11 protein-coding genes are annotated in these 14,828 nt (G+C 42.5%); 9 read left to right on the top strand and 2 right to left on the bottom strand.

Translation table 11 applies throughout. The features are described 5' to 3' along the window. Positions 1-6 precede the first annotated feature (6 nt). Positions 7-684: a DUF3823 domain-containing protein gene (locus tag LZF95_RS00305; RefSeq protein WP_233752918.1), complete on the top strand. Its 678-nt coding sequence runs from the start codon at positions 7-9 to the stop codon at positions 682-684. A gap of 276 nt (positions 685-960) precedes the next feature. On the opposite strand, the gene LZF95_RS00310 is transcribed toward LZF95_RS00305, so the two are convergent. Continuing rightward, complete coding sequence (locus LZF95_RS00310; RefSeq protein ID WP_233752919.1) at positions 961-2,901, bottom strand: tetratricopeptide repeat-containing sensor histidine kinase; 1,941 nt, start codon at positions 2,899-2,901, stop codon at positions 961-963. A 334-nt stretch (positions 2,902-3,235) separates the two neighbouring features. Here LZF95_RS00310 and LZF95_RS00315 point away from each other — a divergent pair, with 334 nt between their 5' ends. The 3 genes from LZF95_RS00315 (at position 3,236) to LZF95_RS00325 (ending at position 8,192) form a co-directional block, all read left to right on the top strand. Next, positions 3,236-3,925 (top strand): head GIN domain-containing protein, encoded by a 690-nt coding sequence (locus tag LZF95_RS00315; protein ID WP_233752920.1) that lies wholly within the window; start codon positions 3,236-3,238, stop codon positions 3,923-3,925. A gap of 235 nt (positions 3,926-4,160) precedes the next feature. Further along, positions 4,161-6,587, top strand: a complete 2,427-nt coding sequence (locus LZF95_RS00320) for an ABC transporter permease (protein WP_233752921.1) — start codon at positions 4,161-4,163, stop codon at positions 6,585-6,587. Between the two features lie 909 nt (positions 6,588-7,496). Then, a complete protein-coding gene (locus LZF95_RS00325; protein WP_233752922.1) occupies positions 7,497-8,192 on the top strand; it encodes a head GIN domain-containing protein in 696 nt (231 codons plus the stop codon). A gap of 339 nt (positions 8,193-8,531) precedes the next feature. On the opposite strand, the gene LZF95_RS00330 is transcribed toward LZF95_RS00325, so the two are convergent. Further along, the gene (locus tag LZF95_RS00330) at positions 8,532-9,518 is read right to left on the bottom strand and encodes a bestrophin family protein (RefSeq protein WP_233752923.1); all 987 of its coding nucleotides are present in this window, start codon (positions 9,516-9,518) and stop codon (positions 8,532-8,534) included. A 260-nt stretch (positions 9,519-9,778) separates the two neighbouring features. On the opposite strand from LZF95_RS00330, the gene LZF95_RS00335 reads away from it, so the two are divergent. The 5 genes from LZF95_RS00335 to LZF95_RS00355 all read left to right on the top strand — a co-directional run bounded on the left by LZF95_RS00335 (position 9,779) and on the right by LZF95_RS00355 (position 14,712). Continuing rightward, on the top strand, positions 9,779-11,110 hold the full coding sequence (locus LZF95_RS00335) for a cytochrome ubiquinol oxidase subunit I (RefSeq protein WP_233752924.1): 1,332 nt from the start codon (positions 9,779-9,781) through the stop codon (positions 11,108-11,110). Between the two features lie 9 nt (positions 11,111-11,119). After that, complete coding sequence (locus LZF95_RS00340) at positions 11,120-12,130, top strand: cytochrome d ubiquinol oxidase subunit II (protein WP_262912206.1); 1,011 nt, start codon at positions 11,120-11,122, stop codon at positions 12,128-12,130. 328 nt (positions 12,131-12,458) lie between these two features. Further along, on the top strand, positions 12,459-13,349 hold the full coding sequence (locus tag LZF95_RS00345) for a Spi family protease inhibitor (RefSeq protein WP_233752926.1): 891 nt from the start codon (positions 12,459-12,461) through the stop codon (positions 13,347-13,349). Beyond that, complete coding sequence (locus LZF95_RS00350) at positions 13,346-13,717, top strand: C10 family peptidase (protein WP_233752927.1); 372 nt, start codon at positions 13,346-13,348, stop codon at positions 13,715-13,717. The genes LZF95_RS00345 and LZF95_RS00350 overlap by 4 nt, the downstream gene beginning before the upstream one ends. Continuing rightward, positions 13,714-14,712: a membrane lipoprotein lipid attachment site-containing protein gene (locus LZF95_RS00355; protein ID WP_233752928.1), complete on the top strand. Its 999-nt coding sequence runs from the start codon at positions 13,714-13,716 to the stop codon at positions 14,710-14,712. The genes LZF95_RS00350 and LZF95_RS00355 overlap by 4 nt, the downstream gene beginning before the upstream one ends. The last annotated feature ends 116 nt before the right edge of the window (positions 14,713-14,828 follow it).

Genomic DNA, 14,828 nt, shown 5'->3' on the forward strand with positions numbered 1-14,828 from the left:
GAAGCTATGAAATTGAACTATTTAAAATCTTATTTGATCCTGCTGATCGGCCTTGTGGCCGCCAGTTGTGAACTTGATAATTTCGAAGAACCGAAATCCACTCTTGAGGGTAGGGTAGTGTATAATGGTGAAGCGCTAGGGCTGAGAAGCCAGGGGGTGGAGCTGGAGCTTTGGCAGCATGGCTACGACCTTTTCCAAAAGATCCCCGTGTATGTGGCCCAGGATGGCACCTTCTCGGCAGTCCTTTTTGATGGAGACTATAAAATGACCCTGATTCGTGGAAACGGACCTTGGATGGACAGAACGGATTCCATTGACGTGCAGGTGAGAGGCTCCCAGATGATAGATGTGGAAGTGCAGCCTTATTATGTGGTGAGCAATCCCAGCGTGAGTGTGAACGGAAACAATTTATCTGTGACTTTCACTATCAACGGAATCAATACCAACCGTAATCTGGAATTTGCGGCGATCTATATGGGGCGAACCAGTCTTACTGATGCAGTGCGGAATGAAGGGGATTTTATAATTCCAGCAGGCGAAATAGAACTGGGAAGTACCGTGACCGTGGAAGTTCCAATCCCTGCCGCGCTTGCCGGACGTAATGAAATCTTCGTGAGGATTGGGGCAAAAACCGTTGGGATTCCTGAGTTGCTTTACACTCAGGTAGAAGGAAAAACATTGTAAATCTTTAGCATAGGGGATACAATGTGGGCCGGTCGCCGTAAGGCGGCTGGCTTTTTTTAATAGTATCAGTTTCCCGCTGATATTCGCAGAAAAGGTCGCAGATGTTCGCGGATTTTACAATTTTACTTCGTTTCTGAATTTGCGGGCTCTAGAGTATGCTTGAAAGGTTGCCGGTTTCCCGCAGATTTACACAGAAAAGGGCGCAGACCTGACTGCCGTTTGGTAGGTGTTCGAGGATTAAGACAGTCCTCTTCATGTAGATTTTCAATGGACTGATTACGCAAAGGCAATCTTGAAGCTAGTGCTGTTTCCTTCCTCGCTACTCACAGTGATAGTGGCTCCGATACTGTCTGCAAAATCTTTGCACAGCATCAATCCTATTCCGGTTCCTTGCTCGCCATGGGTGCCGGTAGTTGAGTATTGTTTTTTATTGAACAAACTGGCAATTTGAGTCGAGTTCATGCCTACCCCACTATCCTCGATCAGGATTGCCTTTGAATCATCAGGATCTAGGGTTACTGAGATTTGCCCACCTGAAGAAGTGAACTTGATGGAATTGGAAAGGATGTTTCTAATGATAAAGTTTAACCTGTCTCTATCCGTGATAATAATAAACCCGGTTGGGATATTATTCTCTAAAATAAGATGTTTCTGCTCAAGCTGTCTGATTAAGAGGTGTTGGTTTTCAGCAATAAGCTCTGACAGGTTGACTTCAGAAAACTTTACCTCATCTGAACTCATCTGTGTACGGGCCCAGGTAAGTAAGTTGGAAAGTAGGCTAGAGGCTGATTGCGCATCAATGGCAATAGTGGATAAAATATAGTCTAACTCATTTTTGCTCAGATCACCTGAGTGCCAAAGATCCAATGAGGCATTGAGAGAAGAGAATGGGGTGCGCAGGTCGTGTGAAATAATGGAGAACAGCTTGTCGCGGAAGTCGTTTGCTGCTTTTAATTTAAGATTTGTGCTGTTAAGCTCCTCTGATTGCTCATGTATCTGCTGGTATTGCGATTGAACTTTATCATTTATCGCTTTCAGCTCTTTATGTGCGGCATGTAATTTCAGATTGGTCTTCCTCTGGTACCAGACAAGTGCGACTAGCAACGCGGCGACCACAACTGAGATGATCAGCAGCTCATTTTTTCTTGTGAGTGCCAATGCCGCAAGTTCCTGCTCTTTGATCAACTTCTGATTTTCCAGCTCTTTTTTTTCACTTTCATATTGGATTTCTAGTTCTGCCCGGATTTTCTGTCTGGAATCATTGAAAATCGAATCAGTGCTGGATTCATTTATACGCTGATATTCGTAGGCTTTTTCGAAATCCTTATTCAGGGCAGACAAGTGAGCCATTTTACTGGCAGCTATACTTATCCGATAGTTTGACTTGGTTTCCAGTGCCAATTCATACGCCTCAGTGGCATATTCCAATGCCTGAGCTAGGGAATTATTATCTCTGTGGTAATCAGAAAGAGTTGACAGGGAAGAGAGTTTTCCTTCAATATTGTTCGTTTCTTCTGCGATTTCCAATGCTTCGGTGAGGAATTGGATTCCTTTCGATTTCTCCCCAGACTCATAGTGCAGTTCTCCAAGTTGGAGAAGGGTATTGGTGAGGCTGCGTGTATCGTTCAGCTTTTCTTTTATCGCCTTGGAATTTTCCAGATATTGCTTAGCACTTGCAAAATCCTCTTTTTCCTTATAAGACAGCCACCTGTCTAAAAAATAGCTGCCCAGATTGTTATATAGCAAGCTCATGGCCCGCTCATGCTTGATCAACTGCGCCAATGCCAAGGATTTTTCGTACTGAAGAACAGCTTTTTCCAGCTCTTGAAGGCGATAGTAGATATTGCCAAGGTTCATCGTAGTCTCTATCAGTCCCACCGTATCCCGTATAGACTCCCGGATATCCAGAGCCTCGAGGTGGGTGCTGAGCGCATTTTCATACTCCGCCTTAATCAGATAGGAAACGCCCAGGATGTTCAGTGAATTTGCTTCAATTTTTCGAAAACCGTTTTTTTTGGCAAGTAAGCTGGCTTCTTTACCATAAAGTATGGCCGTGTCCTGATCGAACGTATAGTAGAGCTTACTCAGACTAAGGAGACTTGTGGCTTTGATAGAATCATTATCAGTCTGGGCTACAATCATCTTCAGGCTATCTGTCTGCGAATGCTGGACAGGCACTACGAGAGGTAAAATCCAAACCAGAAAGTGAGGAATCATAAATAGATTTTAGAGGGCAACTATCCTTAAAGGATAGAAAGGATGATTTGGTAAAGATGCATTTGCTCGTCTAAAAATCAAATGCCCAGAATGCAAATTGTTTTATAGGGAAAATGCTAGTGTTTATTCCAAAGACTTCAGCGATTGCTTTTTTCAGGGGGCAAACATTTAGCTTTGTTAGGTGATAAAAACGTCCGTCTTCGCACAAAATCATATTGCTTCGGACAGGGGACTAAAAGCAAAAAACTGTTAAATATGCTTTAAAAGCATTTTTTGGCCTTGGCATAATCTCTGAAAAAGGTCTGGTCTAATTTGTACTTAAAATCAATCTGTCATGAACTTCTCTAAACTTGCCTCACTTGTTCTCCTGCTTTTTTTGATGGGCACTACGGCGCAGGCACAATCAGAAACCAGAACACCTGGAGCCTTCACGGGTGTGGAATCCAGCGGAAGCTGGAATGTATATATCACCATAGGTTCCAAAGACGAAGTAAGGCTGGAATCAAATGGCTTTGACCTTAACAAAGTAATCACAGAAGTAAATAAAGGTAAGCTGGAAATTAAGCTGGAAAAGGGTAACTATAGAAATGTGAATTTTGACGCGTACGTGACAGTACGGGAACTTGAAAATATCGGCTCAGGCGGCTCTGGTAATATGACGGTAGAGTCCAATATCAATGCTGACAAACTCAACATCGGTCAATCCGGAAGTGGAGATGTAAAGCTAAAAAGTATTAATGTGGGACATCTGAATGTGGGGATGAGTGGTTCAGGCAATATGTATATAGAAGGTGGAAACGCGGATACTGCCAATATAGGACAGTCGGGGTCAGGCGATTTCAATGGACTGGAAGTAATGGCCAATACTGTGAAAATCGGCAAGTCTGGCTCAGGGAACACCTCTATCGGAGCAAACGAAAAACTAACGGTTGGTTCTTCTGGGTCCGGCAATGTGTATTATAAAGGCAATCCGGACAATAAGAAAATAGCAAGCTCAGGTTCTAGCAAGGTGATTAAGAGGTAGCTGGTAGTAAGTAGCGAGTATCAAGTATCAAGAACCAAGAGCCGAGCGCCAAGAACCAAGAGGCTAGAAAGAAGACGTATAGAAAAAAATAGCATGGGGGAAGTAAAAGTATTAAGAGAAAAGACTTCGACTCCGCTCAGTCTCACACAATTTACAATAGACGCCTTATCAACTTTAGGGCCTTAAAACTTTACGACCTTCCAGCTCTAAATTAATCTTTCAACGCAAACAAGTCATGCTCAGAAACTACCTTAAAATACTGATCCGAAACACAAAGAAAAACCCACTATACATGTTTATCAATGTGTTTGGACTGGCAGTGGGGATGGCTGTGAGTATCCTGATTTTTCTTTTTGTCCAGCACGAATTGAGCTATGATACTTATCATGCCAAATCTGAGCGGATTTATAGAGTGTCCAGAAGCTGGACCAATGCCAACGGGGAGATTAGCTTGCATTTAGGTCATTTGGCTCCTCCTTTTGGCCCGCTGATCAAGTCGGATTTTGAAGATCAGGTAGAGGAAGTAGTCCGTTTTTTTAATGCGGGGCTTTTGATCAAATCGGATGAAAATTCCTTTGTGGAGGATGAGTTTTTCTTTGCTGATCCCGAAGTGTTTGAGGTCTTTTCCTGGAAGATGCTGGAGGGCGATCCTATTGCAAGCCTGAAAGATTCTGACGGGGTGTTGATCTCTGAGGATATGGCCATAAAATATTTTGGGGACACCAAGGCGATGGGGAAGGAATTGCTGGCAGAGGTTGACGGAATGGAAATGACTTTTCAGGTACGTGGGGTTTTTGAGAACATTCCTGACAACTCGCATATGCATCCGGATTTTATCGCGTCCATGAATCCCGTGGTCCAGTTTTACGGAGGCTTGGAGCCTTTTATGAAAAACTTTGGCTCCAATAATTTTTCCACCTATGTACTTCTAAAGGAAGGATATGATTATAAGGGGTTGGAAGCCCTCTTCCCTTCTATGATTGACCGCAATATGGGAGAAGCACAGGCAGGTATCCCCATGTCCAAAACCACGGCCTTGACCCTGTGGCCACTGGAGGACATCCATCTATACTCCAATCTGGATTCCGAGATCGAGGCCAATGGGAACATCGATTATGTCTATGTTTATCTGGCTGTTGCGTTGTTTATCCTGTTGATTGCCTGTATCAATTTCATGAATCTGTCCACCGCGCGATCCTCCATGCGCTCTATGGAAGTAGGTTTGCGCAAAGTAATGGGAGCGGACAAAAGTCGTCTGATCCGGCAATTCATGGGAGAGTCTTTTATGATGACGATTATCTCCATGGTATTTGCTCTTGTATTGGTTTATCTCTTTTTACCAATATTTTCCAATTTCACGGACAAGGAGCTTAGTCTGAACTTTATCCGAAATCCGGAATTCATAGTTGGAATAGCTGGTCTTATTGTCTTTGTAGGGCTGATCTCAGGCAGTTACCCAGCTCTGTTTCTTTCAGGTTTTTCTCCTGCCAAAGTTCTCAAGGGTGCCTTTAAAGCCGGTAAAGGACATGAACAATTCCGCTCCATATTGGTGGTTGGGCAGTTTGCTGTCTCTGTTGTGTTGATCGTCGCTGTTCTGGTGGTGATACGGCAGTTGGATTTTATGCAAAACAAGGATTTGGGATTTGAAAAGGAGGATATTGTAGTTCTTCCTTCCAGTCCGGCAATTGAGCAGAATTACCAGATTATCAAAGACAGATTAGAAAGGCAGCAGGGGATACAAGCGGTCAGCATTTCCAGCAGGGTGCCATCAGCAAGGCTTTTGGATTCTCAGGGAGGCACTGCGGAGGTTGATGGAGAAATGAGCCAGATAGACGTGCGTATTGCGGATATTCATGTTAGCCATAATTTTCTGGATACTTACCGGATCCCGGTTGTGTCGGGAAGGAATTTTGATTTCAATCTGGCAAGTGATTCTACGGAGGCTTTTATTTTGAATGAAGTTGCCGTTCAGGAAATAGGCTGGTCCAGTCCGGAAGAGGCTGTAGGTAAGAAATTCCACTATGGTGGTCGGCGAGGGTTTGTGACGGGGGTGATGAAAAATTTCCATTTTGAATCCCTGCACCAGCCTATCGTGCCCATCGTATTTATGATATCCCAAGACAGGAATAACCGGGTCAGCGTTAAAATAGATGCCGAAAACAAAGAGCAGGTTTTGGCCTATCTGAAAGAGGAATGGGCGGCATTGAGACCTGATTTTCCGTTTGAACCGCTGTATGTAGATGAGGGCTTCAATAGGCAATATGAAGCCGAACAGCGGGTCAAAGTAATCTTTACCTTCTTCTCCGGGTTGGCGGTAATTATTTCCATACTTGGCTTATTAGGCCTTACCACCTTCGCCACCCAGCAGCGTACACGCGAAATCGGTATCAGAAAAGTAATGGGAGCAGAAACCATGAATATCCTGATTTTGCTGGGTAAGGATTTTCTAAAATTGGTTTTGATCGGATTTCTGATCGCTATTCCAATATCCTGGTTTGGGATGTCCAGCTGGCTGGAAGATTTTGCATATAAAATAGGAATCAGCTGGACGGTGTTTTTGTGGGCAGGTCTGATAGCGGGCGCAATCGCCGCGGCTACTGTGATGTCCCAGTCATTAAAAGCTGCCTGGGCTGATCCGGTGAGGAGTATTAAGAGCGAGTGATTTTATAGTAGCAAGTATCTAGTATCAAGATATCAGAGTCAAGCTTGCCTGCCGAAGGTAGGAGTCAAGATTTTAGAATCAAGAGCCAAGAACCAAGTGTTAAAGACAAGTGCCATAGTTGTCGGGAGTACTCCCCAGTTTCCGTTCGTGTGACACGAACGGTGGCGAAGTGATCGAGTGATGTTTTGGTATCTAGTAGCAAGTATCAAGATGCTAGAGTCAAGAGTCAAGAGCCAAGAATCAAGAGCCAAGAATCAAGATTTTAGAACAAAGAATCAAGAGTCAAAATCTAAGTTTCTAATGATATGTCATAATTGTATGGAACAATCCACAACCAGTAGTGAAATGGATTCAAAGGGCTGAAGGCCCGAATTATCAAAGCCCAGCCTACCGGGCTGGGTTCACTAGGAGAAGTACAAGCGAAGCTCTGAAAGAGGGGTAGAGTAATTATCATAAAATATCCTTACCATAAAGTTGGAGGGAGACCGCAGCTACAGTCCACGGATGCCGTTCGTGTGACACGAACGGGGGCGAAGTGATTAGTAGCAAGTATCTAGTAGCAAGATTTTAGAACCAGGAGTCAAGAACCAAGAGTTAAAGAGAAGTACTATAGTTGTCGGGAGTACTCCGCAGTTAACAGTCTTCAATCCACAGATGCCGTTCGTGTCACACGAACGGTGGCACAGAATCAAGAATCAAGTATTAAAAAAAGCCGAAATTTAGGTGTTAGTGCAACTCTGAGAAGAAAATTTGCATCTATTATTATGAGAGAGCGATTTATGGTTTGTTTAGAACTTAAACTTAGCACTTTACAACCTCTCAACTTTACAACCTTCAGAACTCGGTAATTTTCCAATCTACCACAGCGGACAAGTATTTAAAATTTTACAATCTTTCAATTTCAATACCATGAAAATCTATTCAAAAATCTTAGCATTTGCACTTACCACAATGGTGATGGCATCTTGTGTGCAGGCACAACAGACAGAAACCCGGACTCCGGGTCACTTTACCAAAGTACATTCCGGAGGCAGCTGGGAAGTGATTCTCACTGAAGGAAGCAAAGAGGAAGTAAGGATAGAAGCCAGAGGTGTGGATTTGGACAAAGTCAGAACTGAGATTGATGGAGACGTATTAAGTGTGGGATTGGTTAAGGGGAACTATAACAATGTCAAACTTAAGTTTTACATCACGTATAAGGAGCTGGATGGGATCAGATGTTCCGGGTCAGGGACTATGGAAGTGACATCTCCGGTAAGTTCGGAAAAGTTTTCTGCCGGACTCTCAGGTTCTGGAGATATACTTATGGACAAGCTGGAAGCTGAGGAATTGTCAGTTTCTATATCAGGCTCAGCTGATCTGAAAATCCAGGGCGGATCTGTGGAGCGAGCGGAAATCAAGCAGTCTGGCTCCGGGGATTTTCATGGAGAAAGACTTGCCATAGGTGACTTAGTGGTCAGTAAGTCAGGTTCTGGAGATACACATGTAGGAGATTTAGGAAAGGTGTCCCTAAGCGCTTCGGGATCTGGTGATGTGACTTACACCGGATCTCCCACCTTAGGTGATATCAAGACTTCTGGATCCAGCAGTTTAAGAAAGAGATAAAAAGTCAATACCATTTGGATAGTCCCCCACGCGAAAGTTTGGGGGATTTTTTACGCACAGGATTTTTACCACAGGGCTCGCGGAGGTTTACACGGAGACCACAATTTTCAGTGTATGATTCTTTGATTTGGAGGTGAATTTAGTTGAGAGAAACACCCTTAGATTTCTTAATGAATCTTGGATTTTTTAGCTATAAAAAGGAGAGAGGATTTGTATTAGAAGTTTCGTCCTAGATCTTCACCACCCTAGCTTTTGGGACACTTCGGTGACTAGTCTTCTCATTTCATTTAGGATTTTTTGCACCTTACCACCATATAACCTTACCACTTTAGAATTCAGTTACATCAAAAAGCCATTATCTGTCTGATATGGCGGCGGAATACCTTTTTCGTCCAGCATTTCCAACAAATCTATCTCTATAGCTCTCGCAATGGAAGAAATGGGCACATCATTGTATCCTCCTTCAAAGGGATTCTCAGAATAGTCTCCGATTCTATCCACCACAAAAAACACCCAGATGATTATTGCAGAAAAAGGAATGGTGAGCCAATAGTGCAAAGCCGAGGAATGGGCAAAAATATCGAGCAGACCAAAAGGGATCAACGCGCAGAAAATGTAAGTGATCCACAGTCCGGTAGATGCATATTGCCTGGGGAATGGAAAATTTTTGATCCGCTCACTCATCCCCTGGTCAGCGTAGAGATTGCCTAACAGTTCATGAAGCCTGACCTGTTTGAAATCGCTGATATATCCCTGTTCATGAAGGAAACCGATCTCCTCGCTTTGTTTTTTGAGCAGCTGTGAAGGAATATTGCTATAGTTCTTGATCGTCTCCAGCTCTGCCTCATCCAGATACTTTGCGATTTCAACATAGACGCCATCGTTATATTCTTTGATGAAATTTGGAATGAAGTTCAGCTTGTTTACCGGCAGATTATGTTCCCAGCTTTTCTCTTTTCTCATCACATGCTTTAGAGCCAAAAGCCAAGCCAGATGGCGAAGGATGATTTTTCGCTTTTCAGAATAGGGCATATCCTTACCGGGCAAACTCAGGATACCTGTAGCAAAAGTTCTACTGTCATTCACGATCGCTCCCCATATTTTCCTTGCCTCCCAACTACGGTCGTAGGAAGAGTTGTTTTTAAAACCTAAGAAAAACGCCACCGCGATACCTATGACCGAAATAGGCTCCCATGGCAAGGAGAAAGGAATCTTTGTGATCTCGTAGAGGACGATGACTATGGTGGAATACAGCAATCCGTAAATAAGGGAGTACTTGGACCAGCGCAAGGTCATCCAGAAACTATAATACCTTTTTATATACATGAAGATCTGTTTTTGATTTAATTTTTAAAAAGTTACCAATTTTATCTGATTGAGATCAATAGAGGGATTATACATAACTCACTAATTGTGAGGTTAAGTGCTGAAATACCTTAGAAATTCAAAGAATTATGGGCTATTTTTATCCTAAATTATCCTCATCACTGATGAACTAATCTAGCCTAAACCACGTCAGTCTTTAGAGAAGTTTAATCGTCATATAGTAAGGCTTAGGCCAGAAATGACTAACCGCTTAGATTAATATGGATGATCTTTTAGCCGCCAGATCCCAAATGGCCCTTTCGCTGGGGTTTCACATTATTTTTGCCTGTATAGGGATGGTGATGCCCTTTTTTATGGCAACTTCCCATTTCAAATTCCTAAAGACAAAGGATCCCGTTTACAGAGATCTGACCAAGGCCTGGAGTAAAGGAGTGGCGATTTTTTTTGCCACAGGTGCCGTATCGGGAACCATGCTTTCTTTTGAATTGGGTTTGCTATGGCCAGAGTTTATGCTTCATGCAGGGCCTATTTTCGGAATGCCGTTTTCTTTGGAAGGAACGGCATTTTTTATTGAAGCCATCGCCCTTGGCTTTTTCCTGTATGGTTGGGGCAAATTCAATCCCTGGTTTCACTGGTTTACCGGTGTAGTCGTGGGCATAAGTGGATTGGCCTCTGGGATATTGGTAGTGGCTGCCAATGGTTGGATGAACAGTCCAAGTGGTTTTGATTATGTGGACGGGAAGTTCCTGAATATTGACCCAATCGCAGCCATGTTCAACGATGCCTGGTTCACCCAGGCCCTGCACATGACGCTGGCGGCTTTTGTGGCTACTGGGTTTGCTGTGGCTGGCATCCACGCTTATTTATTAATGAAAGGAGAGAACAAAGCATTTCATATAAAGGCATTTAAAATTGCCATAATTTTCGGCTCTGTGGCGGCCATTCTCCAGCCTATTTCTGGAGATATTTCCGCAAAGGATATCGCAGTAAGGCAGCCAGCAAAATTGGCTGCTATGGAAGCGCATTACCATACGGAAGAAGGTGCGGATTTGATCATTGGTGGGATTCCTGATGAGGAAGCCAAGGAGGTGAATTATGCGATTCGTATTCCCGGAGCCCTGAGCTTTCTGGCACATGGGGATTTTAATGCTGAGGTGGCTGGCTTGGATCAGTTTCCCGAGGAGCATCATCCTCCCGTCATGGTTACTCATTTTGCCTTTCAGATTATGGTAGGATTGGGAATGATTCTGGTCGGCCTAGGTTTGCTCTATCTTTTCTCCAGCTGGAAGAAGGAAAGCTGGCAGGCACAATCCTGGTTTCTTTGGCTTTTTGCTTTGGCGACTCCCTTAGGGTTTATTGCCCTGGAAGCTGGATGGACAGTGACTGAGGTGGGAAGGCAGCCTTGGATTATCTATGAAATTATGCTCACCAAAGATGCGGTGACGCCCATGCCAGGAATCCAATATTCCTTCTACATCTTTACTGCGATCTATCTTTCCCTGACCGCTATAGTTGGGTTTTTGCTGGTGCGGCAGATCAAGGCGGTTTCCCAAAAGCCATCCTTGGAACCCAGTACATCCACCGACTCTTAATCTGATCCTATGTTGTACGTTGTCATCATATTTCTTTGTTTGTCCCTGGTTATGTACGTCATCCTGGGAGGGGCTGACTTCGGGGCTGGAATATTGGAAATATTCACTCCTTCATCCATGCGGGATAAATTCCGGGACACTACGTACAAAACCATTGGGCCGATCTGGGAGGCAAATCACATGTGGCTGATTATTACCATAGTCATCCTTTTTGTAGGCTTTCCACCGATCTATACCATGCTTTCTGTGCATTTGCATATTCCCTTGGCGCTGATGCTGATCGGGATTATCGGTAGGGGCACTGCCTTTGTTTTCCGGCATTATGATGCCTATCAGGATGAAATGCAGAAGGTTTACAATCTCATTTTTACCTATTCCAGTTTTATCACTCCTTTGTTTCTGGGCTTGACCTTTGGAGCCGCGGTGGGTGGGGAGATTGATCCTGAGGCCAGGACTTTTTATGGGGCATATATTCATCCTTGGTTTAATCTTTTTAGCCTGTCGGTTGGACTGTTCACGGTAGCTATCTGCGGATTTTTGGCAGCGGTATTCTTGGTAGGTGAGGCAAGAAAGGCGGAGGTAAGAAGCCTTATTATAAAGAAGGCAAGGCTTTTCATGATATTGACTGTAGTGATAGGAGGCTTGGTGTTTATTTCCTCTATCATCGAGGATGTTCCTTTGGTAGATTTGATTCTGACCGAGTGGATCACCATTGGGGTATTGTTGCTGTCCACTGCCGCATTGATTTTATTGTGGTTGAAGTTGGGCAGGGGAAACCGGAAACTGGATCGATTCCTAGGAGGCTTTGTGGTTTCAGGGATATTGTTGGCCTTTGGGTATCATTATTATCCGGATATTATTATCGTGAAATCCGGTGAAAACCTATCGCTGTTTAATTCAGCCGCACCTGAGAACTCCATTTCCACCCTTGCTTGGGCACTGATGATCGGAAGTGTTTTTATATTACCGGCATTGTATTATTTACTGTATAGTTTTCAGAAGCCTAAATTGATGGAATAGAATATTAATATATTATGAATGGCATTTACAGGACGATGGTAAACTTTGTAAAAGAATCTCATTTTTTCTACCATCCCAAAATACTTAGGGCTTGCTGAGAAACTGCTTGCATGAAAATGGGCTAATCATTCAATATGAAGGGGGTTAAGCTAGTACTGGTGTTTTTCAGCAGGCCCTACGTAAACAATACCACTTTTAGGGAATATTTGCTGAGTGGAGCTATTAATTAGCAGTCAGAAGGACAATGGGATATGATAAATTTGTTGAACTTATTTTTTTTTCTTATTTTAAAGAAATAATTAGTAATAGCCCAAACCAATTTTTACAAATGAAAACAAGAATTTTCAAATTGAGTATTTTGTTTCTGATTTTCCAATCATGCGCTCAGGTTGATATCCCGGATGAAGTTAATATTGCTGAGTCATTGAATAAATTGGTTGACGATCGATTCACTGTTTCAAAAGATTTTGCTAATGAAATTGGAGTTAAATTTTGGAGATCTAATGAAAATCTAAATTCGAAGCAAGGGATTCGAAAAGTTAGAAGTATTGAAGCGATAAAAGGTTCCGATTTAGAGATTGATGATTTTTTTGTAATCAACTATGAAGACGATAAGGGCTTTGCATTGATTTCAGCCGATCTCAGAGCTGTTCCTGTTATTGCTTATTCGGAAAAAGGGAGTCTGAGCGGCATTGAAATGAATTCCGTTAATGGATTAAAGATTTGGTTTGAGGAAGCTAAATCGGAAATGAAAAGAATTCGATTAGAAGTAAATGAAATTCATCCTATAGTTAAAGAACAGTGGGTAAAGTATGCTTCAACTTCTGAAATCTCTTCGCAAATAAATGGAAGAACCCAAAACACCAATTGTGAAGAATGGTACACTATTGGGCAATACATGTGTCAATACTCCAATTCCTCCTCGGGCCCACTATTCAGTAATTCCATATCATGGGGACAATCAGGTATAACTAACTGGCATGCTCCTTCAAATTCATCATGCACTTGCCAGAGAAGTCCGATTGGCTGCGGTCCCGTAGCAATTGCGCAAACTCTCTATTGGTTTCAGACAGGACCATATAGCTATTCGGGTATGCCCCAGTATTCTAATTATAGCTGCACCCCTGTCACATCGTCAGATTATAGTTTAGCTTCTTTGATGATAGATATTAAGGATGAAGCAAACACGCTTTTGAATTTTTTGGCTGTAATGGTATGACCTTGCCTACCGCTATACCAAATGCGCTAGAGGGAATGGGGCTGTCCAATGGTGGTTCAATTTCAAATTTTAATCCAGCAAACCTGAAACTTGAGCTGTCCCAATCCTACCCGGCAATATTTTATGGCCATGACAATATTCTTAGCGAATGGCATATTTGGAATTGTGATGGTTACAATGAGAACACTTACAGCTCATATAATTGCGACACACATAGATGTGATATTATGATATATACGCATTATTATATGAATTGGGGTTGGAATGGAGGTGCCAATGGCTGGTATGCTGCGGGAGTATATACACCTTCTGGCAGTTCCAATAATTATAGTTCAGGGTTAAAAATGATTTCAGGAATAAGGCCATGAAAAAGATAATATACCTCTTTCTTATAACTTTTGCGCTTTCAGCCTGCTTTGGCTCCAAAAACAATTTTCCAAACGGGGAATTTCCTGAGGAAGTCCAAAATTTTGAACTGCTAAATACACCTTATGATGAAATGAATATGGATTCTGATGTATTGTACCATTCCGTAGCTTTCACTTTTTCGACTAATCAAACTAGCGCAGGAGATCAATTTGATCTAGAAGTCAGTACGTTGGATATAATTTGGGACACTGAGACAGGCAGTTTGAACTTCTCTGTGTCCGAAGGTGAAAACAATAGGAAAAAAGCTATATCCAAGGCAAGTAATTCTTTATGTGATGAACGAGGGCCTTACTCATTTTATGATGAGTCAGGAGAGCTGGTAATGCTTTATTCTGGAAGATGTGATGAAAAAACTGAAATTAAACTTGTCAGAGAGATAGCCGAAGGTTCTAATTCTACTTTTAGTGAACCTGAATCTATTCAATTTTTGTCGGAAAGCCGTTCCGAAATGTATCCCTCATTTATGGGTGGGGATTTTCAAAAATCACTGAAAATTGAAGAGGGAAGAAGTCCCAAAAATGTAATCTTTTCTGCTGATATGGGAGATGGATATGATATTTATCAGATTGAGATTCCAGATGGGATTTCAATTCTTGAATTTTTAAGATCAGAGGAGTTTCCAGAAGCTTCGAAATTGAATCTTAATTCTGATTTCAATGATCACTTTCCGTTCGTATATAAAAATATTCTCCTATTCGCATCAGATCGTAGTGGCGGATTTGGAGGATATGACCTCTATTACTCCATTTTTCAAAATGGAACTTGGACAGATCCGGTAAATCTAGGCGATCAAATTAATAGCGCTCAGGATGAATATAGGCCTATTCTAGAGTCTTTTATAGATTACAAAAATGACATGTTACTATTTTCATCAAACAGACCCGGAGGTAAGGGTGGATTTGACATTTATTATGTTGGCTATAATTTCCCCTGAGCCAGAAGAAAATGAAGTTAAAAAATCTGATTTTCAAATGATACTGGGATTCAGCCGCACCTGAGAACTCCATTTCCACCCTTGCTTGGGCACTGATGATCGGAAGTGTTTTTATA

The organism is Algoriphagus sp. AGSA1, from assembly GCF_021390545.1.
Classification (GTDB): Bacteria; Bacteroidota; Bacteroidia; order Cytophagales; family Cyclobacteriaceae; genus Algoriphagus.

Coding starts and splice junctions, on each gene's coding strand:
- LZF95_RS00310 (WP_233752919.1), bottom strand. CDS start 2,901: ATGATTCCTCACTTTCTGGTTTGGATTTTACCTCTCGTAGTGCCTGTC.
- LZF95_RS00335 (WP_233752924.1), top strand. CDS start 9,779: ATGGATGATCTTTTAGCCGCCAGATCCCAAATGGCCCTTTCGCTGGGG.
- LZF95_RS00340 (WP_262912206.1), top strand. CDS start 11,120: ATGTTGTACGTTGTCATCATATTTCTTTGTTTGTCCCTGGTTATGTAC.
- LZF95_RS00355 (WP_233752928.1), top strand. CDS start 13,714: ATGAAAAAGATAATATACCTCTTTCTTATAACTTTTGCGCTTTCAGCC.
- LZF95_RS00305 (WP_233752918.1), top strand. CDS start 7: ATGAAATTGAACTATTTAAAATCTTATTTGATCCTGCTGATCGGCCTT.
- LZF95_RS00350 (WP_233752927.1), top strand. CDS start 13,346: ATGACCTTGCCTACCGCTATACCAAATGCGCTAGAGGGAATGGGGCTG.
- LZF95_RS00330 (WP_233752923.1), bottom strand. CDS start 9,518: ATGTATATAAAAAGGTATTATAGTTTCTGGATGACCTTGCGCTGGTCC.
- LZF95_RS00325 (WP_233752922.1), top strand. CDS start 7,497: ATGAAAATCTATTCAAAAATCTTAGCATTTGCACTTACCACAATGGTG.
- LZF95_RS00345 (WP_233752926.1), top strand. CDS start 12,459: ATGAAAACAAGAATTTTCAAATTGAGTATTTTGTTTCTGATTTTCCAA.
- LZF95_RS00315 (WP_233752920.1), top strand. CDS start 3,236: ATGAACTTCTCTAAACTTGCCTCACTTGTTCTCCTGCTTTTTTTGATG.
- LZF95_RS00320 (WP_233752921.1), top strand. CDS start 4,161: ATGCTCAGAAACTACCTTAAAATACTGATCCGAAACACAAAGAAAAAC.